The organism is Pediococcus sp. EKM201D, assembly GCF_011800215.1.
In the GTDB taxonomy this organism is placed as follows: domain Bacteria; phylum Bacillota; class Bacilli; order Lactobacillales; family Lactobacillaceae; genus Pediococcus; species Pediococcus pentosaceus.
Window position 1 is genome coordinate 1 of record NZ_JAALFK010000007.1, and the last position, 20,224, is coordinate 20,224.

Sequence of the window (20,224 nt, forward strand, 5' to 3'; positions counted from 1 at the left end):
ATTTATTTGAGCTGTGGAAGGTAAACGCGGTTCTGAATGTCTCTTAAAATCTGTCTCAAATATTGACTTCAATCCAATTCTTGACGCTACCTTAATAATGTAACGGAATATAATTATTTATGGTTCCTTTAAAAGATATAAAAACTTGCCTTAAGTGGAGGTTAATAGTGTTAACGTGTGAACTATTACACTTTAATTTGTTTAATTCGGATTAGAGTTCAAATCAAATTTATAAGCTATATTATAATATTAAACCAACAGTATAGATGTAACAATAGAGTGTACCCTATTGTGTTACAATTAATTTGTTGAAATCTCGGTATTTATGTATGACACAATAGAGTTGTCACATAAATACTTTAAAAAGGGAGTCAAAAAATTGAAAATAGGATATGCACGAGTGTCTACCACTGATCAGAATTTAGACCGTCAAATCTTTGCTTTAAAAAAAGCCGGAGTTCAAAAAATATTTGAAGAGAAAATTTCTGGTAAAAACATGGAACGCCCAAAGTTAAAAAAAATGCTGGAGTATATTCATGATGACGATGTAGTTACAGTAATAAGTTTGGATCGCTTAGGGCGTAATTCGCGTGATTTAACAGATGTTATTGATAAAATCAGACGGAGAGGAGCAGTTTTGGATGTTCTAGATTTACCTACGTTTGCAGGTGTTGAAGACGGCAATTTAAGAGCTCTATTAACAAATCTTGTATTGGAAATATACAAATATACGGCAGAAGAAGAACGCCAAAAAATCTTAAAAAGGCAAAGTCAGGGAATAAAAATAGCTAAGACAAAGGGCATATATAAAGGAAGAAAAAAAGAATATGCTCCAAATGGTTCAAAACGCTTCATATATAATGGGGTTTTAAACGGAATAAAGAACGGAAAAAGTATTGCTCAAATTTCCAGAGAAACTGGTATCGGACGAACACAGGTTTATCGAATTCGAGACTATGCTAGGTCGATTAATGATTTATAGAGGATGATGAGTATATTGCAACTATCGTTATCAATGTTAATTTAAAGCAGTTTATAGTTCTTAAAAAATTTCTTATAATAGATTTTCAATATCTATTGTGAAAAGTACTAGATATCAAAAGTATCTAAATATCTAAGTATCTTTGTATCTAAAGATACTTAGATACTTTTTAATAAAGCATATATAAATGGCAAGACCAATAGCTTAGCAGCTTAGTAATTTAAACATTAAACACTAGTTACATTATTAATATGTCATTTCAATTTTTATATCTAAATATCCTTGTATCTTAAGATACAAGGATATAGTACAATCTACCCTTTTTTAAATTAGGTATCCAATTAGAAATACTCAAGTGAGCTTAAAAAAATAGTTTAGTTCAAAAGTATCTTTGTATCTAAAGATATAAAGATATAAAGATATAAAGATACAAAAGACGTTATTAGAATAAGTAAGTTCTAATAACGTCTTTTTGAAATTGTATTACCGGTATTTAATTTCGATGCTATTCCTAATAATTTCTTGTTCTCTTTCAGTAAAGTGATTTTTTAGATATTCATTTACAGCCGTACTGACTAAACCATATGCTTTCGATTCTGGTTTATTTTTGTCGGTCATATTACACATTGTTTTTATTAAATCTAAGACAGGCGGAGCCACTTTAACATTTTTCCTCTCTGCTCCAGTCCATTTCCTTGTTTCCGTTGTTTTTGGATTAAGAGAAGATGTATCTCTACTGACATCAGCTGAATGGAGTGCTTCTGGTGATTCGGTTTCTTTATTTCCTCGATTAATTAAGCCCATTAACATCTAACCCCTTTCCAAGCTTCGTAAGTTTGTTGTCTTTTGTCAAGTAACGACGTTTATATATGTAGTCAGATATATCTCCCTGAGTTTCAAAGGCTTGTATTCTTTCTTCTAATTCACAAAAAATATCCGCAAAAAGTGCAAACATTTTTTTGTCGTGAAAATCATTAAATTGTATACCTTGTGCTGTATACCATTCTAACCTTGCATGGTTTGAGATGATTGTGTTGAACACATTATCTTGACCAAAGAAAGAGACTGTGTCGTTAACAATTTTTTTGTGTAACTCTCTTCGATTCTGAAGGAGTACAGGCAAAACGCCTGCTACTTGTACTTTTACCTTCGATCCAAAATCATCAACCAAACTTTGTAGGTAAGAAAATACTAAACGTTTAGATCCATCAAAAGAGAATCGTTGTGTTTCTTGGACCACCACAACATAATCCGCACAAACCATTGCATTATCAACTTTTAAATCTGTTGAAGGTGGAACGTCTATAAATATATAGTCATAACGATCTTTGATGGCGTCTAATAGGTTTGACATATAAAAAGTACGGTCATAGATATTATCAAATTTTTCTATAAGAAAATCCCCGTATTTACGCATATCATATTTACAACCGATCAAATCGAGATTATCGCTTAACTCTACAATACCTTTACTTAAGTCGCCTATTTCTAAGCATCTCATAAGTGTGTAATCTATTTTCTTTAAATTAAAGGTTCGGCCTAAAAAATCTGTAGCGTTACCTTGTAAATCTGTATCAATCACCAATACTTTTTTATCAAATATTGTAGAAGCTACGATTGCTTCCATAACAGTATCAGTTGTTTTCCCAACGCCGCCTTTTTGTTGTGCGTTAATAATAACTTGTGGCATGTTTGCCTCCTAATATAAATAAGTAAATGATTTTTATTTTCTGTTAAAGTATCCTTTTGCACTTTTATTATAATATAAAAAAAAAATTTTACAAGGATAAAAAGATAAAAGTATCCTTAGATAAGTTTATCTTTTTATCTAAAGATACAAAGATATAAAAATATGGACAATAAACAGCGACAAATCAAGAAATACATTTATCTAAAGATAAAAAGATAAATGTATCTTTAGATATAAAGATAAAAAGATACTTTTATACAATAGTAAAAGTATCTTTTTTCAAAAATGCGATTGACATAGGTTTTTGGGTAGGTTATTGTAAGTGCAAAAGAAAATAAAAAAAGCCACTGTGAACTGGCATTCACAGCGACCCGCAAAAAAATATAAAGAAAATAAATGTTCATAAAACTTATTCATAGGATATTGTATGCTATTTTTCTCTAAAATTCAATACTGCTATAGAACATAGATAATGACATGATTTGCGGATTAATATGGCTTTGAACGGCACATCTTGATTCTGTTAACTCTAAGTGGATCAGTGATATGCTGGTTCACTTTTTCTTTCGAGTTAATCAACGGCATTAACTACTATTTGTTTCAAAACAAATCTACCTTTGGTTAATATCGTTCTGAAAGGAGTGCAAATATTATGTCCGTAACGGAAAAATTAAGCTACAAATCTTGGTCTGCAATTAGTCTTATTTTACATAATGGTTTAAAAAAATATAAACCAAAAAATAGTAAACTAGTTCAACTCAATCAAGAAGTACATAACGATAATAAGACTGGTTCAATTGCTGTTTTTCGTAATAAATCATCAATGAGTCGTGACATGGGTTTTGTCGTGACTTCTGAAGAAGCATTAATAGAAAACATTGAGACACTAACACATTGGACACCTAATACCTTTAATTGGTTAGGATATGATAACAGCCGTAAACATATTAAAGGGCATTCAGAACGTAATCTAAGCCAAATTAATGCGTTTGTAGTTGATATTGATTTTAAAGATGCTCTAGATAGAGATCGAAATCTGAATCTGGTTAATAGCAGCATAGTCTTAGATGACCATATTCTACCCACACTTGTCTTAAAAACTGATAAAGGGTATCAAATTTACTATATCTTGGATCGCCCAGCATTTTTATCAAAACATAAAAATGGTAGTATGCCTGTTTTAAGCGCGGCTAGAAAGATTTCTGAAAATATAAAAGGTACGATTATGGAAAAAATACCTGCTACTGATGTAGGATGTAATAGTTTTGGAATTTTTCGGATCCCGCGGGAAGATAATATTATTTTTTTTGAACCAGAATTGACCTACTCATTTGCTGGTTTTTTAATGTGGAGTAAGTCAGTCACACAAAAAAGTAAGGAAAAGCGTAAGAGCAATCTAAAAGTAATTAATAGTCCGCATTCTCAATATAGAAAACAAACCGATCAAGCTTGGTTTAGAATTATGTTGACAAAGCACAACATTAAACCAGGTCAAGGGCTAGGACGTCACAATACTATACTTACACTGGCCTTAGCGTGCTACTCTTCTGGAAAAAACCAAAACGATGCCTTCAATTTATTAGATGAGTTTAATTCATACCTTGAAGATCCTTTAGACGTACGAGATATGCAGCGTTGCGTCCGTGACGCTTATTCTGGCAATTATAAAGGTGCATCTAAACTTTATATTGATGAATTAATAGATACCTGGGCAACACCTGATGAGAAGCGCATTGTGGTGCAAGAACGTAACGTTCAATGGTACAAGTGGGCGAAGCCTCGCACAGAACGCGTCTATAGTCACGTGTCAGAATGGCTAAATGATGTGATTGAACTAATTAATAAAGTTAGCTCTGGAGCAGACAAAGTTATTATGTCAACCAGGGCTATTCGTGATGCTCTTGATATTTCTCCCTCAACCTTGAATAGGGTGATGAAACAAGCCATTTCATCTAATAAGCTAATTGTAAAAAAGGGGAAAGGAAATCAAGCGTCACAAATTGCAACTTTAGAAATGGTATTAAGAGCTTTATATCGGAAAAGAGAAGCAGAATCAATAGCTTGGGTTAATTACCTTGAGGCTTTTTTGAAGTTACAGAATAGGCAGTATATTGAGGAACAAAGCGTATTCTCAGATGTTGAAGGAATTGATGATGAAGTAGATAGATTTGGAACCAATATAAGTACGGGGTGAAATCTCTTAATTTAGTGCTACCAATTGCCCTTAGATTTTTTATCTCTTAGATAGGTAGCGTCAAGAATCTTGTGTAAATGAAATGCCTTCGTACATATAATATGTATCTAACTTAAATAAATGCATCAATTTATTGGCATTATCTTAAATGCTAAATACCGAGTTGAAAAGGATCATCAAGATATTGGGGTTCTAATCCCGCTTGACGACGAAGAACTAAAACCTTTGATGACTAAAGCCTTAAGACGCTACTTTAACGCCCTAAGAAGCAATGAGAAGCATATCAAGAACGTGGAGAACTACTTATACGGCACCATGCAAAACCTATTTGGGATTTGGTGGAATAAACAAGCGGCTAAACACCCCGAAGAACAGAACACTGACAATGAGCGTGCTTGAAATTAAACGTCATATGGGCTCGTTTAAGCCGTTTTAAGTGTTGCAAGTGCATAATTTATTAAAACTGCTTTAAAATCGCTTTAAAATCGCTTAGAAGCGAAAATAGGCATCTTGAGTGGCTGAATTGGCGATGACTGAACTAAGTGAAAGTGAAGGGAGCCTTTTAAATGATCAAACCCAGCAAAGAAGTCGAAAAAATAGAGCAATTGTTGACGGACCCCTGGGCAGTCGATATTCAAGGCATTTGGGAGCAAGCAGCCCATAATCCAGATCCTGATAAATGCAAACTGTTTGACGCGTTACACACTTACCTCTTAGATAAACGCCAAGAGCAAATTATCAATGACAAGCATTTCGTGATTTAACATGAGTGAGCCAAAGAGATACATCATCTTGGCTGGGATAAGCGGCGCTGGTAAAAAGACTTTATATCGCGCGAGACCCGAATTATTTACTCACTCCAAACGATTAAATACCGATGAAATCCTCCAAAAAATGGGTGGCGATTGGCATAAAAATCGTGATAACTTTAGGGCGATGCGCGAAGAAATAAAACAACTCCACGCGGCTTTAAATACTGGGCAGAGTATTCATGTTGAAACAACCTTATCTGGGCAAGGAAAGGCACAATTAAATTTAATCGAGCGGGCTCACCAAAATGGGTTTGAGGTCACGCTTTTATACGTGGCGTTAAAAAACAAAAAAGTAGCAATTAATCGGGTTCATGAACGGGTCAAAAAGGTGGGCACGGTGTACCAGATGAAGTTGTTGAAAAACGTTATTTAGCAACAGTCGCATTCAAAGCTGATAATGTCGTGATCTATGATAATAGCCAAAAATTTGTGTCAGTTTACAGACGAGATCATGACCAGGTGATCAAAAATAATTTGCGTAACTTTCTTTGGATAAATCCAAAAATTACCTTTGAAACCGCCATTTAAAAGCAACTAAATGACTTTGTTAAAAATAATCCAGATTTAAAAATTAGAAATCCCATGAATGATTCAGAAAATAAAAACGATCGGCCTAGTTACTAGGCTGATCGTTTTTGAGCTTATTCGGCTTATGGGAATTAACGTAATCGGCAAATGTTTTTAAAAGCTCTTCGGTTTGTTCGACTGATAAGTTATCAGCCTGAAAGTATTTTTCGAGTAAGGCTCCTTTTTGAATTAGTCGGCGAGAACGGGCTTTACGTGCTTGGCGGTTTTCATAGTATTTAGATCGCCGTAATTTAAAATCTTCTTGTTCAATTTTTTGCTTTAAACGTGCTTGTTGTTTAACTAATTTTTCATATTGATTAGGCATGGAATTTCCTCATCTCTTATGATTAATGATCTACAGTCTTTTCCTTTAAAAATTCAGAAAATTGCTTGGCTAAAAGCTTAATCTGGTCATTAGATAAATTAGTATACTCCAAATTGGCTTGGCTGATAATTTGTTTACCTAGCCGTTGTTCAATTTTATATTTTTCTTCTTTAATTTTTTTGTTAAGCTGTTCTAATTTAGCTTCTTGTTTTTCTAAATTACTTTGAGACATGAGGATTCCTCCAATCGTTTTATAAATAATCACGGTCACTACGTCATAATGAAAACGCCAAGTCAAAGTATAAAAGTTGAAAAAGCGAAGCGGAGGATCTACTCTAAATGGAGAGTCTAGGTGATCAGTAGGCCGAGTGAAATGAGGTCAATGCGCACTTACACATAGAAAATCTATGTCGTGTTAAAACCCCTAAAAAACCTGTATCAGAAGTCGCCGATGGTGACAACAAAAACCAAAAACCAAACCCTCAAAAGAAAGGAGACAACAGCATGGCAATTTTTCATATGAGTTTTCAAAATATAAGCGCAGGAAAAATGCGTAGTGCGGTTGCTAGTGCGAGTTATCGAAGTGGCGAAAAGTTGTTTTCTGATAAAGAGGGGAAAACTTATTCTTATCCACGAGATATTAAACCAGAAGTATTTATTTTAACCCCGAAAAATGCCCCTGATTGGGCAAAAGATAGGCAAAAATTATGGAATGAAGTTGAAGACAAAGACCGTAAAGCAAATTCACGTTACGCAAAAGAATTTAATGTTGCTTTACCGATTGAATTACCAAACACAGAACAAAAAGAATTATTGACAGCGTATGTACAAGAAAATTTTGTTAATGCAGGCATGGTAGCAGATGTTGCTATTCACAGAGATAATACAGATAATCCGCATGCGCATGTTATGCTAACAAACCGCCCGTTTAATCCTGACGGAACATGGGGATTAAAGGCAAAAACACAATATATTTTAGATAAAAATGGAAATAAAACATTTACTAAAAGTGGCTTTCCAAAACAAAGAAAAGTATGGTTAGTTGATTGGGATAAAAAAGAAAAAATAACTGAATGGCGTCACAATTGGGCTACCGCTGTTAATAAAGTTTTAGAGGCTAAAAATTTACTAGACCGTATTAGTGAAAAGTCATATGAAGAACAGGGAATAGATGAAGTTGCAACGCAACATGAAGGGGTTAATTCACAGAGAGAAAATCGCCAAGAATTTAACCGTAGTGTTAAGCTACAACGTCAAGCAAAATCAGAAGTAAAAAATGTGAATGATAAAATTCATAATGAACGTCGTATACAAACCCTACAACGTCATTATTCGTTTGATGAGAAACGTATGGTTTCTCAACTAAGTAAAGAATTAAAAACATTTGTTAGCCTAGAAAATTTAGACGAAAAACAACGTATGCTATTTAATTGGAAAAATAGCACTATGATTAAGCAAGCAATTGGACAGGATATGACAAAGCAACTAATAACTATTAATCAACAAGAAAATTCATTAGCAGAAGCTAATCAGTTGCTAGATAAAGTAGTTAATCGAACCGTTAGAAAGCTTTACCCTGATATTGATTTTGAACGGGTAACAATGGCAGAAAAACGTGAACTAATTAAAGAAACAGATAGTGAACAAAAGGTATTTGCAGGAAATGAATTAAAAGACCGCTTGGCAATGATAAGAACTAATATTATAAATCAACAAATTCTAACATTTACTAAGCGTCCATTCGTTAGTTGGTTAATGCTTGAAAAGCAAGAACAGCGAGTCAAGGAAAATACTAGCGATATTTTGGCTAAAAAAGGCTACCGCTTTAAAGATATTAAGCTAACAAAAGGTGCTTTACTAAACGGTTTTGAAGAAAATGAACAAAACGTATTAAAGCGAAGCATTAAAGAACTTTCAGCAATTAATGAAGTTAAAAAAGTGGTTGATACACAATACAACAGCGTTCTAACCAAGTCTTTTCCTGATATAGACTTAAACAAAGTAAAAATGACTGGAAAAGAGCGATTATATACGTCAGTTATTTATTACAATCCTGAGCTTCAACCACTGGAGAAACAGGATATAACCCGTCTAAAAAACAATCCACCAGAAAAATTTACAACGCAAGAGCATGTACAAGGACTTGCTTATTTAAGCGGACAGGTTAAACCAGATGGGATTAAAAATGCTAATTTGTTATGTGTGTTGAACAATAGAGGCACACAACAGTTGTTTATTGGTGAAGCAGGACAAGATAAAAATATTTCTGCTAAGTAAATTGAACAGGCTAAGCAGGCAGTAAAACAACATAATTTAAGGAGTGATGATTTCCGAAAAGAGAATATAGAAGGGTACAGAGCCGTTAATTATAATGAAAATACTCCAATAAAGTATATGAGTACATTATTATCAGATGCCTTAATGAGCGTGCTTTATTCAAATACCCAAGATTATGAGCTGAACAAACAAAGGAAAGCACAAGAGGAATTGGAATACGAGTTAGATAAAAAGAAACGTCAACATCATAAACATGGACGTCGTGGTGGTACGATTCACAGATAAAGTAGTAGGCGAATTCGAAAATGTAAAAATATATAGTTACACCGTAACCATTTTCGTGAAAAAGCCTAGAAATAGGTGCTTTTTTATGTTTTGATGTTTGAGAAACGCATTATAAGCACGCTTTCAGTTAATAGATTAGGTAATTATACCAAATAGTTAATGACGACGTCTAAATTATTGATGTAATACGTTTATTTAAAATATTTAAAAAGGTGGGATCTAATTGAGTATATTTGATGAGTGCTATGATGAACATAATTTAGGTGAATACAGTGATATGAGTAAAAAAGAATTAGTAATTGAAGCTGAATATTTGCATAATTCTTTGTATAACATTCTAAAATACGTTGATAATGGCGGTACAGATATAGATGTTATTAAAGCGGAAGTATATGACGGCTTTTACGAAAGTCGGATATAATATTTGAACTCAAACAGGTCATAACTCAACAATTGTGTCGCTTTTTTTTGTGCCTTATAATTAAAGGTGTTAAAATACGCCATAACTTACCACCATAAAGCAGTCCAATTAATTTATTGACTTCTAAGTAAAATACCAGGAGTTTTGCTATGAGTTAACTATGATCCTAGGTGGTCACTAAAACATTCCTTAATTTAGGGGCTATAATTATAAATTAGATAATACATTAGAAGCTGGAGACAAGATTGTCCAGATAATGTGTGAGATAAAATTTTTGGCAGGTTATCATACATAAGACAAAATGTTTTTAAAACTGATAACGTATTTATTTCACAACAATTACGCATTTATTTTTGAGAAAAATATAAAGCAGGAGGATTACAATGCTGAAAAATTATTCTTTAACAAAAGATACATTATTAGTTTCGTCAGAATCAAATATCAAAAATTCTTCTGTTGTTTATGTTTATGGTGACGAACGAGAATATATCGAATCTTTTGAACATAAATATGACCTTAAAATAGGCAATATACTAACGTTTGATGATCAAGTTGCATATGACACGATGATAGATCGGAACGATGAAAAAAGTTTGCTCGTAAGTTTTTTGTTTCCCGAGATACACGAAGGTGGGCGTCTAGATAATCTGACGACATCTGTTGTTTTCTTGGTATTTAAAAATAAGTTGATAATTTTTACAAACCACAAATTAAATTCCATTTCCGAACTCTTATCCAATATGGTTTTACGTGATGTCAATAATTTCACGGAGGAAGTACTTTTAAAGATCATGCAAAAAGATTTCTATGTGATGCTTAACGACCTTCGTGGAATCAAGGAAAAAATTGATGATTTAGACTCAAAAATATCAACGTCCGGTCCACTCAGACCAACGTTTGGTGATTTATTGACTCTTCAAAAATACAGGATAGCTTTGTCATCAACTTATAAAGCTAACCATAAAGCGCTTGATTTCATTAAAAAAAATTTCACAACTATTGACGATATTGATTTTAGTACTAAAAAAATAATTGATGAGTTATACGATACAAGTGATACAATGGATAGAATCATTTTAGGTTACGGCCAATATTTGGACAATTTGGAAAATATGATAAACAATATGATTTCGTATCAGCTAAACATGATTATGAAAACTCTAACAGAGATATCAATCATTTTGACTATTCCAGCGATTATTTTTGGTTTTTGGGGAATCAATGTCGATGTCCCGTTTGAAAAATCTTCTTATGGTTTTTTTGCTGTGCTGATTATCTCTGTTATACTAAGCCTAATTTGCTGGTTTTGGTTGCGACGCAAAAAATATTAAAGTATTTGTGATACCCTAATATGATTTAAAGCAGAATTGCTTTGTTGACTTTTTAAAAGGCTGATTCCTTTCAATAATTTAATAGCTTTTGTCAGGAATTGTAATATAAATAGACAGTGGTATTTGTTATTTATCTAAATAGCTTTTTAATGTATTGCACTGTGCGCGGAGAAATATTAAAAGCTTCAGCGGCTTCCTTCACAGTATGAGAGTTAGAATATTCAAAGATAGCCATATTCCGGCTATCTTTTTTCTTTTGGGTCTACCCTCCTTATAGTTGGGATTGTGTTGGCTTGCAAATATTTTACCGGCTTGCGTACGCTCGATAATCATATCACGCTCCATCTCCGCAACCGATAGCAAAGTTCTGACAATCATACGCCAAATTGGGGTGTTATCTATCGTTCCTAAATTTAAAATCTTAATCATTATTTTTTCTTTCAATAAGTCATCAATCAAGTTCAATGCTTCTCTAGTATTACGAGCAAAACGATCTAACTTTGTGATGATCAATGTGTCATTGGGTTCAATCAGAAGGACCAGTTTTTCAAATTGCGGTTGCCTGGTATTACATTTCAGAGGAGGAGTATAGTTTGCGATAGTCAATGAACCTTACGCTGGACTCAGAAGGGTTACCTGTGGCACAAGCAGGAGGACAAAAGAAGAAGCAAGATGATAATTCTGGTGACATTACCATAGAATACAAGGATCGTACTTTATTGCTTGAAGTAACATTGATAGATAAGAATGCCATTAAACGTGGGGAGTGGGAACCAGTACTCAGGCATACCGTTAATCTTTCTGCTAGTCGCACTGTTCCGGTTCAAACATATTTCATTACTGACGCTGTTGATAAGAACACCGAAAATATTTGGCGTTCTGTGGCTGCAACCGATTTAGAGGAAACCGCTGTCCAACATCGCTCTGTTCGTGCAACCATATATCCTCTGACAATTGATACGTTGATTAAATGGTTACATGATAAAGGTGTAAACGAAAAGGTTATTTGGGGTGCCGTAGATACTTCATATAATCCACTAATCGAAACTGATTTCGACGCTGATTGGAAGACTGACATATTAGCCTCGATATCATTGAATAACTAAATACAGAAAAATACAACAAATATTCTCAGACTAGGGACTATACTAGAAAACATCAGTACATTCCTTAACTCAGGGTCTATAATTACATAATCACCCCTGTGAAAACCTATTAAAATAGCCCCCAATATCTACTCTTTAGATATTGGGGGCTATTTTTTTATAAATGCTATAATAAACCATAAAAGAAGTTTATAAATACGGTCCTGGTCATCAATAAATAAACAATTTAATTAATTATTTATTTAATTATTTTCAGAAAGGTATATATGAATCATGGTGCAACAAATTGTCCTACCCATCAAAGACTCCAACGTCTTAAAGAGGGTACAAGACACTTTACTCGATAGTTTCCGTGCTGGTCGCCGGAATTACACCATTTTTCAAGTTGGTAAGGCCACGCTACTACGTGTGAGTGATGTCATGACGTTGAAGAAATCAGACGTCTACAATCCTGATGGTTCGGTCAAAAACACAGCCCTTATTCACGATAAAAAGACAGGTAAGGCGAATACATTGTATCTAAAGCCTGTCCAACAATACTTGCTACAATATCATGATTGGCTAGTCCAACAGAATATCAATCCAGACTGGTTATTTCCCTCAACGGCCCATCCAGACCGTCATATCACTGAGAAGCAGTTTTACAAGGTGATGGCACGCGTTGGTGATCTCTTAGGCATCAACTATCCAACTATCTGGGCACACATACCATGCGTAAAACAGGCGCCTATCGCGTTTATACGCAATCAAACTACAATATTGGTTTAGTCATGCACTTATTGAATCGTTCGAGTGAGGCCATGACCCTGACTTATCTCGGATCAGACCAAGCTAGTCGCGAAACGATGTTAGATCAAATTGATTTGGGTTAACCTATAAAAAATTTTGCTCGTATACGGAAAATCCGGATTGCTTTATTTCTAGGGCATAATCCGAGATAATCAAGTATAAGTTTTTTTTATTATGAAAGCTAAGAGATACTCAACTGAATTTAAATCATCAATTGTTGCCTTGTACAACGAGGGTCGCTCTGCTAATTCGCTGGCCAATGAATATCATTTGGCTGTACAAACGGTTACGGGCTGGGTCAAAAATCTCAAATCAATCCCAACTGATCTTATACTAAAAATAGTCCATTTTTTTAGTATAAGATCATCCATTATAGCCCATACATTTTCTATTCTTTTTATTACCAATAATTTTGATATTCAATTTTTGATAATCAATAATTATTAGTTCTTATTGTGCATATTATTTTTAATTAAATCACGTAATTGACGAAAATCATTTTTTACGTCGTAATCGTGCCGCTTTTGCGAAATTAGCTGTTGTAACAGTTCTTCTATACGCTCTACGTCAGTTTCGTCCGTGTAATTGATCCAGTCGACGTGCTCTAACCAATCAATATAGGCATGCTTTCCTTTTCCATAACTATTTCCAAATAACAAGCAAGGTGTTCCTGTTAAAACGGAAAATATCATTGCATGCCAGCGATCTGTAATAACTATTTCCTGGTGCGAGAATAGTTCTAGTTCTGAATCAAATAATGTCTCCCGAGTAACAGGTGTTATCTTTTGTGGTTCATCTAGAACGGTATCAACTCTTTTTACAGGGCGTTCATTTCCTAAAATATCTTTTATATTGTCAATCGTAGTTTTTTTAACAACTTTTTCTGAATCATGCCGTAAAACGAATAAAGCCCCATTTCGATTGAACTTCCAGTTGACAGAATTCATATATAAAACCATGTCAGGTGTGAAAATGACTGGGTTATCAAACGTTGATTGCATACGATGAAAACTTTGAGCATCACGTGCCACTAACACGAGATTAGGATTTTTCCGGTAAGCCTCTTGACTCTTTTGTTTTTCAATCTCACCATCTTCATTGTCTTCAAAATGTATTGATTGAGGAAATGAAATTGTCAGGTTGTTCACAAAAGTTGAAAAAACCTTACGCCGTGCCTCCTCATGATTATGGTACAAATTACCCATATTTCCCCCGCCAGTAAACGCAATAATATCAGAGGACTGTAAATGCTCTTGGACAATGGGAATAGCATAGTCATCGTCTTCTTCAATAATTTCAATATATTGATATTCGGGGAATTCGTTTTCAATATATTTTCGTTCTGCTAACGAAACTGCTTGATCCCCCATGTTCGTGTAGCTTGGAACACCAAACATGTAAAATTTTGGTCGATCATTATTAGGAAGTTTGTGCACAACCTCTGTTGTGTTAACATAAAAGTTTGCCATGTGAATTAATACCCCTTTCATTTTTATACTTCAGCATTTTCATATGCTTTTTTCATTTTACGACCATTCACAAATATAACGGATAACAAGATACTAAGACCGTTGGTTAGTGCAAAGACGAAGAAAACAATAGCTGTTCCTAACAATGCAATAAGCTGCGGATAAATTAAACTAATAATAAAGTTAGTAATCCACGTTGTCGCTGTTGCGACTGACATAAATTGTGCTTTAACTTTTCCCGGAAACATTTCTGCTAATAATAACCATGTGACCGGGCTAACAATACCTTGATGATTGGCCAAGAATAAAGTCAAAGCGATCAGTACCAATATATTTGTTATGGTCTGCGGAAACATCGTTGTTTCCATAATCAAACCTAATAGTACTAAGAAAACGACATTGCCAATCAAACCAATAACTAGCATTTTATGATGATTAGCTTTTTCAATCGTACGCGTACCAAAGATACTAGCAATAACTGACACCACACCTATTAAAATATTTGCGTAAAGTGAGCCTCCGGCCCCCATTCCCACATTTTCAAGTAAAATCGTGCCATAATACATGACGGTATTAACACCAGAAATTTGTTGAATCAACGCAATAACTATTCCGGTAGTTAATAAATAAAGTAATTTTTTATTTTTCAAAGCAACCGACCAGCTAAACTCTTGGTCATCAGATTCATCAATCGTTTCAGTTCCACTTATTACGAGCTGTTTAGTATTGCTGAACCCTAACCGACGAAATAATTGTCTAGCTTTATTAACTCGTCTTTTGAACAAAAGCCACTGCGGACTTCCACTGATTCGAAATGAATTAATCCATAAAATCACCGATGGAACTGCCGCAGATAAGACCATAATACGCCATATAGGACCCCAATGACCCCAGATGTTTCCTAAAATAGCATTGACAACAAAGGCACTGAGTTGACCAAGAACAATAAAAATAGCATTGTTATTAACATTCGCACTGCGTAAATTATCTGGTGATATTTCAGCTAAATACATTGGTGAAAGACTCGATGCCGCTCCCACGGCAATCCCTAAAATAAATCTAAAAATAGCCATGAACCAGAAATTAATAGCTGATGCACAAAGAAAGGTTGATATGGTAAAAATAATTGCAATCAAGCGTAGCGTTTTTTTCCTCCCTACTTGATCGGCTATCTTCCCACATCCTAATGCTCCAATACAAGCACCAATTACAAGGGAACTCGATACTACGCCTTGTAAGGAAGGGTTAAGATTAAGTTGATCTGGACGGCTCATAAAAGCTAGCGCTCCATTTATTACTCCTGTGTCGTAACCAAATAAAAAGCCTCCCAAAGATATTACATAAACACAATAATTCAAAAATTTTAAATTAGGTTTTTTACTCGTCATTTTTCTTTTTTCTTTCTTTAATTTTCTATACTGTTTTTCATCAAATTCCTAAAAAGTTTCTAATTTCAAAAAAATATTCGCTTAAAAAAAAAGCCCAAACACTGTAAAAGCAATTTAGGGCTCGCGTAGTAATCTAAAATCCCATGATTCTAGTCTGCCTTCCTATAATCTGCAGTCTGATCATTATGATCAAAAATATTTTCTTTATCATTAGATTTAGGATCATCTTTTTTATTTTGCTTTTCTACTTCATTATTTTCTTCTGCTATGATCAAAATTTCCCTTTTATTTCAATGTTTGATTCGAGTTGTGATCCAAGAAACAATAATTACTAGAATAACTGCCCCTATGATAGAAGGCACTAATGCCATGCCAGCAAGACTAGGCCCCCAGTTACCTAACAAACTTTCGCCTAACCATGAGCCAATTAATCCAGCAAGTATATTGCTAATCCAACCCATAGCAGCACCTCGACTAGTAAGCGCTCCGGCTACTGCTCCAATTATTGCACCGACTATTAAGGTCCAAATAATACCCATTTTCTATTCTCCTTTTGGTTCTAAAATATTATAATTATATCACTTACTAAATAATATGGTTTAATAATGCTTACACAAATTGATACAAGATATTTTCAAGTTTTTAATGCTCTTATACTAAAAAAATGGACTATTTTTATTCAGTCCGTAAAATGAAAGTGTAGGAGTATTTTTATGTCAATTCGTTATTCACAAGATTTTAAAGATTCACTGGTTAAACTTCACCAAGAAGGACGTTAACTTAAATCATTGGCAGAGGTATTCGGGCCTTCAAAAGATTCTATTGCTCTTTGGGTCAAGCAATTAGAAAAGCGTCTCGCTATTTTGGAGGAAGAAAACGAAATTTTAAAGCGAGCGTCCATCTTACTAGCCAAAAAATAGTCCGTAATGTGGGATTGCCGCTAGTTAATCAATTTTTAGCACAAGGCTACGCGCTTGTGCGTATTTTAAGTGCACTTAAAATCAAACCTAGTACCTATTACAACTGGCGCCATTGGCAGCCCAGTCGACAAGCAAAGCGTAGAGAATCCCTAAAACCTTATATTTTAGACGTTTGGAAAACCTTTAAATTTTATGGCTATCGTCGTATTGCTGCTTATAGTCAACAAACCGACGGGCCGAAAGTATCTGAGTATATAACACTCAAATTGATGCGTGAATTAGGGAATAAATTCCGCATGCAAAAACGTTATCGCAAGCCCAAAACTGTGGTGACTGTTGATCAAAAGCCCAATCTATTGACTCCTGAGCAGGTTAATCCGCCAAAATTTTACTATACACTTACATTTAACGATTATTTTAATGTGGGCAAGCTGCTGGCATCTTAAACAGCAGATAAAAATCTATAAATCATTATTAAAAGTTTTCACTAAAGTAACCTGCTTTAGTCTATTTTCTCCCCAGTCATTTAAAGCAACTATGATGGGAATTAAAGTTTCTCCTATATCCGTTAGTTGATATTCAGTGTGTTTTACTTTACCAGTTAAGTATTCTCGTTTATAAACAATTTGGTCCGCCATTAACTCATTCAGTTGGTTTGATAAAACTTTTTTACTGATGCCCTTCAGATTTTTCATAAAATATGAAAAGCCATGTGGCCCATCATTTATTAAGATCCATAATATTAATAATTTATGCTTACCGCTAAACATTGATACTGTAAATTCTTTAGTACAATCAAAATCACCATTACTAAGTTTTTTCATAACAGTATTTCGAAAATAATCTGACATCATACTACTCCTTTATGAACAATAAATATAAAGAGACACTAGGTTACTTTGAAGTGCCCTCTATTAAGTTTTACCAGTAAGGTAAATAATGTATATATATTCTTAAAAAAAAAGGTGTTATTTTATTATGAAACTACAATTAGCAATTGATTTAGAAGATGTCCAAGGAGCCATTGATTTAATTCAAAAGACGAAAGATAGTATTGATGTTTTTGAATATGGAACCCCCTTGGTAATTAATTTTGGACTTGAAGGACTAAAAAAAATTCGTGCAGAATTTCCAGAGATTACGCTACTTGCTGATTTGAAAATCATGGACGTCGCTTCATATGAAGTGAACCAGGCATTTGCTTACGGAGCTGATATTACAACGATTTTAGGTGTTGCCGAAGATCAATCTATTAAGGACGCTGTAAAAGCAGCTCATGAAGCTGGAAAAGAGTTGTTGGTTGATATGATTGGGGTCCAAGACGTTGCAACCCGTGCTCGTGAAATAGATGCTTTTGGAGCAGATTATATTGGCACTCATACAAGGTATGATCTACAAGCCTTGGGTCAAGATTCCTTTGAAACCTTTAATATCATTAAGAACAATGTTTCTAATACAAAGACCGCAATCGCTGGTGGAATTAAATTAACAGCAGCGGAGGAAATTAAGTCGGCTAATCCAGATCTATTAATTATTGGTGGAGCAATTTCTACAGTAGATGATCCAGCCACAGCCGCAGCTGAATTCAAGAAATTGCTTGGATAATATAGGAGTTTGTTATGAATTGGGAAAGCATACTTTATGAACTAAATAATAATTCAGATAAAAATATTTCCGATGAGTTATTAGTGGTTATCAATTCAACTAATAGAATTTTTTTGACGGGATTTGGACGTTCAGGACTAGCATTACAGGCTTTTGCTATGCGCCTTGCGCAATTAGGTAAAGAGACTTTTTTGTAGGAGATACAACTACACCTGCTATTCAGGATAAAGACTTATTAATTATTGCCTCTTCATCTGGAGAAACGAGTCAATTAATTCAATATGTTGATACTGCAAAAAATATTGGTGCGAAAGTTTGGCTATGGAGTACAAACACGCATAATACAATCTATAAAAAAGCAGACTATGACACTATACTATCAGGTAAAAGTAAGTTTACTAATAACGACATAACACAACAGCCAATGGGAAGTTTATTTGAACAATCTGTTTGGTTATATGGAGATTTATTTGTCATGAACTATATGAATAAATTTAATATTTCCGAATTCGAATTAAAAAAGAGGCATGCTAATCTTGAATAACTCTATATTAAAATTTAAGACCCAACATCTAGAAAAATCTATTTTAGATGCAGAAATTTCCATGATGCAACCAATGGTTACAGTTGCGGATGAAATGCTACGTAAGGGGACTGGGGCTGGTTCAACCTACACTGACTGGCTTCACTTGCCAACTGAATACGACAATGATGAGTTTGCTCGTATTCAAGCAGCAGCAAAGAAGATCCAATCAGACTCAAAGGTTTTGGTTGTTATTGGAATCGGGGGCTCATATTTGGGCGCTCGTGCGGCAATTGACTTCTTGAACGAATATTTCAATAACTACTTGCTAGACGAGCAACGCAACGTGACTTCCCACAAGTTTTGTTTGCTGGAAACTCAATTGCACCAGCTTGCTTGAACAGCTTGATCAAGGTAATTGGCGACCGTGACTTCTCAGTTAACGTGATTTCCAAGTCAGGAACGACGACTGAGCCAGCGATTGCATTCCGTGTGTTCAAGCAAATGTTGGAAGAGAAAGATGGTGTTGCAGGCGCTCGTGAGCGCATCTATGCAACGACTGATGCAAAACGTGGTGCTTTGAAGACATTGGCTGATACAGAAGGTTACGAAGAGTTCGTTGTGCCTGATGGTATTGGTGGACGATTCTCAGTTTTGACGGCTGTTGGTTTGTTGCCAATTGCAACTGCTGGTGGTGACATCGAGCAATTGATGGCTGGAGCAGTTGCTGGTGAAGCGGAATACGCTGATGCCGATTTGGCAAATAATCCGGCTTACCAATACGCTGCTTACCATAACATCTTGTACCGGAAGGGTTATACAACAGAATTGTTGATTAACTATGATCCAACGTTGGTTCAATTCGGTGAGTGATGGAAGCAATTGCAAGGTGAGTCAGAAGGTAAGGACGGCAAGGGTATCTTCCCAGCGACTGGAAACTTATCAACGGACTTGCACAGTTTCGGACAATACATCCAAAACGGCCGTCGCAACTTGTTTGAGACGTTGTTCAGCGTAACTGAGCCAGTGACGGACGTTGTGATTCCAGAAATGGATTCTGACGACGGTTTGGGTTACTTGCAAGGTGAGAAGATGAGCTACGTTAACCGTACTGCTTCAGAAGGAACCTTGTTGGCCCCGTTGACGGTGGTGTACCTAACATGATTATTGAGGTGGACAAGCCATCTACTTCTTTGAAGTAGATGTTGCCATTTCTGGTTACTTGAATGGAATTAATCCATTTGACCAACCAGGCGTGGAGGCATATAAGCGCAATATGTTTGGATTGTTGGGGAAGCCAGGATACGAAGATATTACTTATCAGTTACAACAACGCTTATGAATAAAATAAAAGGCTAGTCACTAACCAAAAATTGGTCAGTAACTAGCCTTTTATTAATTAGTATGTTTTAGAAATATAAGTTCAGTTTAATTGCGCAACGGGGGTTTAAAAACGTCTATATAAAAATCCCCCGTGTTACTAACACGAGGAATAAGTTACTTTAACGGTAACTGTTTAAAAATTTATTTTAAAAGGTAG

The 20,224-nt window shown here is 34.8% G+C and carries 21 protein-coding genes and 5 pseudogenes; 16 read left to right on the plus strand and 10 right to left on the minus strand.

Going from position 1 to position 20,224, the window contains the following annotated elements:
• Positions 1-325 precede the first annotated feature (325 nt).
• A complete protein-coding gene (locus HFC68_RS08780) occupies positions 326-982 on the plus strand; it encodes a recombinase family protein (RefSeq protein WP_055126654.1) in 657 nt (218 codons plus the stop codon).
• A 483-nt stretch (positions 983-1,465) separates the two neighbouring features.
• Here HFC68_RS08780 and HFC68_RS08785 read toward each other — a convergent pair whose 3' ends face one another.
• Positions 1,466-1,786, minus strand: coding sequence for a hypothetical protein (locus tag HFC68_RS08785; RefSeq protein WP_167399826.1), 321 nt, complete (start codon positions 1,784-1,786; stop codon positions 1,466-1,468).
• Entirely contained in the window at positions 1,773-2,672 is a 900-nt protein-coding gene (gene prgP / locus HFC68_RS08790; protein ID WP_055126653.1) for a ParA superfamily DNA segregation protein PrgP, read from the minus strand. Before prgP ends, HFC68_RS08785 begins: the two co-directional genes overlap by 14 nt.
• Before the next feature lie 652 nt (positions 2,673-3,324).
• On the opposite strand from prgP, the gene HFC68_RS08795 reads away from it, so the two are divergent.
• The 4 genes and pseudogenes from HFC68_RS08795 to HFC68_RS08810 all read left to right on the plus strand — a co-directional run bounded on the left by HFC68_RS08795 (position 3,325) and on the right by HFC68_RS08810 (position 6,302).
• Positions 3,325-4,866 carry a primase C-terminal domain-containing protein gene (locus HFC68_RS08795; RefSeq protein ID WP_167399827.1) on the plus strand — a complete coding sequence of 514 codons (1,542 nt, stop codon included), beginning with the start codon at positions 3,325-3,327 and terminating at the stop codon, positions 4,864-4,866.
• 120 nt (positions 4,867-4,986) lie between these two features.
• Positions 4,987-5,265 (plus strand): replication protein, encoded by a 279-nt coding sequence (locus HFC68_RS08800; RefSeq protein WP_167399828.1) that lies wholly within the window; start codon positions 4,987-4,989, stop codon positions 5,263-5,265.
• A 167-nt stretch (positions 5,266-5,432) separates the two neighbouring features.
• Positions 5,433-5,630 (plus strand): hypothetical protein, encoded by a 198-nt coding sequence (locus tag HFC68_RS08805; RefSeq protein WP_167399829.1) that lies wholly within the window; start codon positions 5,433-5,435, stop codon positions 5,628-5,630.
• Between the two features lies 1 nt (position 5,631).
• Positions 5,632-6,302, plus strand: a pseudogene (locus HFC68_RS08810) (AAA family ATPase).
• On the opposite strand, the gene HFC68_RS08815 reads toward HFC68_RS08810, so the two are convergent.
• Both HFC68_RS08815 and HFC68_RS08820 read right to left on the minus strand, forming a co-directional pair.
• Positions 6,292-6,570, minus strand: a complete 279-nt coding sequence (locus tag HFC68_RS08815; RefSeq protein WP_167399830.1) for a hypothetical protein — start codon at positions 6,568-6,570, stop codon at positions 6,292-6,294. The pseudogene HFC68_RS08810 and the gene HFC68_RS08815 overlap by 11 nt on opposite strands.
• A gap of 22 nt (positions 6,571-6,592) precedes the next feature.
• Positions 6,593-6,802 (minus strand): hypothetical protein, encoded by a 210-nt coding sequence (locus HFC68_RS08820; protein WP_167399831.1) that lies wholly within the window; start codon positions 6,800-6,802, stop codon positions 6,593-6,595.
• A 272-nt stretch (positions 6,803-7,074) separates the two neighbouring features.
• On the opposite strand from HFC68_RS08820, the pseudogene mobQ reads away from it, so the two are divergent.
• From mobQ to HFC68_RS08835, 3 genes and pseudogenes are all read left to right on the plus strand, one after another.
• A pseudogene (mobQ, locus tag HFC68_RS08825) lies at positions 7,075-9,132 on the plus strand (MobQ family relaxase).
• 223 nt (positions 9,133-9,355) lie between these two features.
• On the plus strand, positions 9,356-9,553 hold the full coding sequence (locus HFC68_RS08830; RefSeq protein ID WP_167399832.1) for a hypothetical protein: 198 nt from the start codon (positions 9,356-9,358) through the stop codon (positions 9,551-9,553).
• Between the two features lie 383 nt (positions 9,554-9,936).
• The gene (locus HFC68_RS08835; protein ID WP_167399833.1) at positions 9,937-10,884 is read left to right on the plus strand and encodes a magnesium transporter CorA family protein; all 948 of its coding nucleotides are present in this window, start codon (positions 9,937-9,939) and stop codon (positions 10,882-10,884) included.
• A gap of 130 nt (positions 10,885-11,014) precedes the next feature.
• Here HFC68_RS08835 and HFC68_RS08840 read toward each other — a convergent pair.
• Positions 11,015-11,451: pseudogene (locus HFC68_RS08840) on the minus strand (recombinase family protein); the annotation flags it as partial.
• A 71-nt stretch (positions 11,452-11,522) separates the two neighbouring features.
• On the opposite strand from HFC68_RS08840, the gene HFC68_RS08845 reads away from it, so the two are divergent.
• From HFC68_RS08845 to HFC68_RS09370, 3 genes and pseudogenes are all read left to right on the plus strand, one after another.
• Positions 11,523-11,990 (plus strand): AlwI family type II restriction endonuclease, encoded by a 468-nt coding sequence (locus tag HFC68_RS08845; RefSeq protein ID WP_256677795.1) that lies wholly within the window; start codon positions 11,523-11,525, stop codon positions 11,988-11,990.
• A 273-nt stretch (positions 11,991-12,263) separates the two neighbouring features.
• Positions 12,264-12,862: pseudogene (locus HFC68_RS08850) on the plus strand (site-specific integrase).
• A 91-nt stretch (positions 12,863-12,953) separates the two neighbouring features.
• The gene (locus tag HFC68_RS09370) at positions 12,954-13,226 is read left to right on the plus strand and encodes a transposase (protein ID WP_256677794.1); all 273 of its coding nucleotides are present in this window, start codon (positions 12,954-12,956) and stop codon (positions 13,224-13,226) included.
• Here the strand turns inward: HFC68_RS09370 and HFC68_RS08860 are convergent.
• From HFC68_RS08860 to HFC68_RS08870, 4 genes are all read right to left on the minus strand, one after another.
• Positions 13,223-14,248, minus strand: a complete 1,026-nt coding sequence (locus HFC68_RS08860) for a polysaccharide pyruvyl transferase family protein (RefSeq protein ID WP_167399834.1) — start codon at positions 14,246-14,248, stop codon at positions 13,223-13,225. The two genes, HFC68_RS09370 and HFC68_RS08860, sit on opposite strands and share 4 nt — an antisense overlap.
• Positions 14,249-14,271: 23 nt before the next feature.
• Positions 14,272-15,636 carry a sugar porter family MFS transporter gene (locus tag HFC68_RS08865; protein WP_167399835.1) on the minus strand — a complete coding sequence of 455 codons (1,365 nt, stop codon included), beginning with the start codon at positions 15,634-15,636 and terminating at the stop codon, positions 14,272-14,274.
• Positions 15,637-15,785: 149 nt separating this feature from the next.
• Entirely contained in the window at positions 15,786-15,911 is a 126-nt protein-coding gene (locus tag HFC68_RS09375) for a hypothetical protein (protein WP_256677793.1), read from the minus strand.
• A gap of 15 nt (positions 15,912-15,926) precedes the next feature.
• A complete protein-coding gene (locus HFC68_RS08870; RefSeq protein WP_056947903.1) occupies positions 15,927-16,175 on the minus strand; it encodes a GlsB/YeaQ/YmgE family stress response membrane protein in 249 nt (82 codons plus the stop codon).
• Between the two features lie 290 nt (positions 16,176-16,465).
• Between HFC68_RS08870 and HFC68_RS08880 the strand changes: the two genes are divergently transcribed.
• Entirely contained in the window at positions 16,466-17,002 is a 537-nt protein-coding gene (locus tag HFC68_RS08880) for an IS3 family transposase (RefSeq protein WP_178084811.1), read from the plus strand.
• A 15-nt stretch (positions 17,003-17,017) separates the two neighbouring features.
• Here HFC68_RS08880 and HFC68_RS08885 read toward each other — a convergent pair whose 3' ends face one another.
• Positions 17,018-17,407, minus strand: a complete 390-nt coding sequence (locus tag HFC68_RS08885; protein ID WP_138492879.1) for a helix-turn-helix domain-containing protein — start codon at positions 17,405-17,407, stop codon at positions 17,018-17,020.
• A 127-nt stretch (positions 17,408-17,534) separates the two neighbouring features.
• Here HFC68_RS08885 and hxlA point away from each other — a divergent pair, with 127 nt between their 5' ends.
• From hxlA to HFC68_RS08900, 4 genes and pseudogenes are all read left to right on the plus strand, one after another.
• Entirely contained in the window at positions 17,535-18,161 is a 627-nt protein-coding gene (hxlA, locus tag HFC68_RS08890; protein WP_167399837.1) for a 3-hexulose-6-phosphate synthase, read from the plus strand.
• Between the two features lie 14 nt (positions 18,162-18,175).
• Positions 18,176-18,358, plus strand: a complete 183-nt coding sequence (locus HFC68_RS09380; RefSeq protein WP_256677792.1) for a hypothetical protein — start codon at positions 18,176-18,178, stop codon at positions 18,356-18,358.
• A 44-nt stretch (positions 18,359-18,402) separates the two neighbouring features.
• Positions 18,403-18,705 (plus strand): hypothetical protein, encoded by a 303-nt coding sequence (locus HFC68_RS09385; protein ID WP_256677797.1) that lies wholly within the window; start codon positions 18,403-18,405, stop codon positions 18,703-18,705.
• Positions 18,689-20,026: pseudogene (locus tag HFC68_RS08900) on the plus strand (glucose-6-phosphate isomerase). Before HFC68_RS09385 ends, HFC68_RS08900 begins: the two are co-directional and overlap by 17 nt.
• Positions 20,027-20,224: the final 198 nt, after the last annotated feature.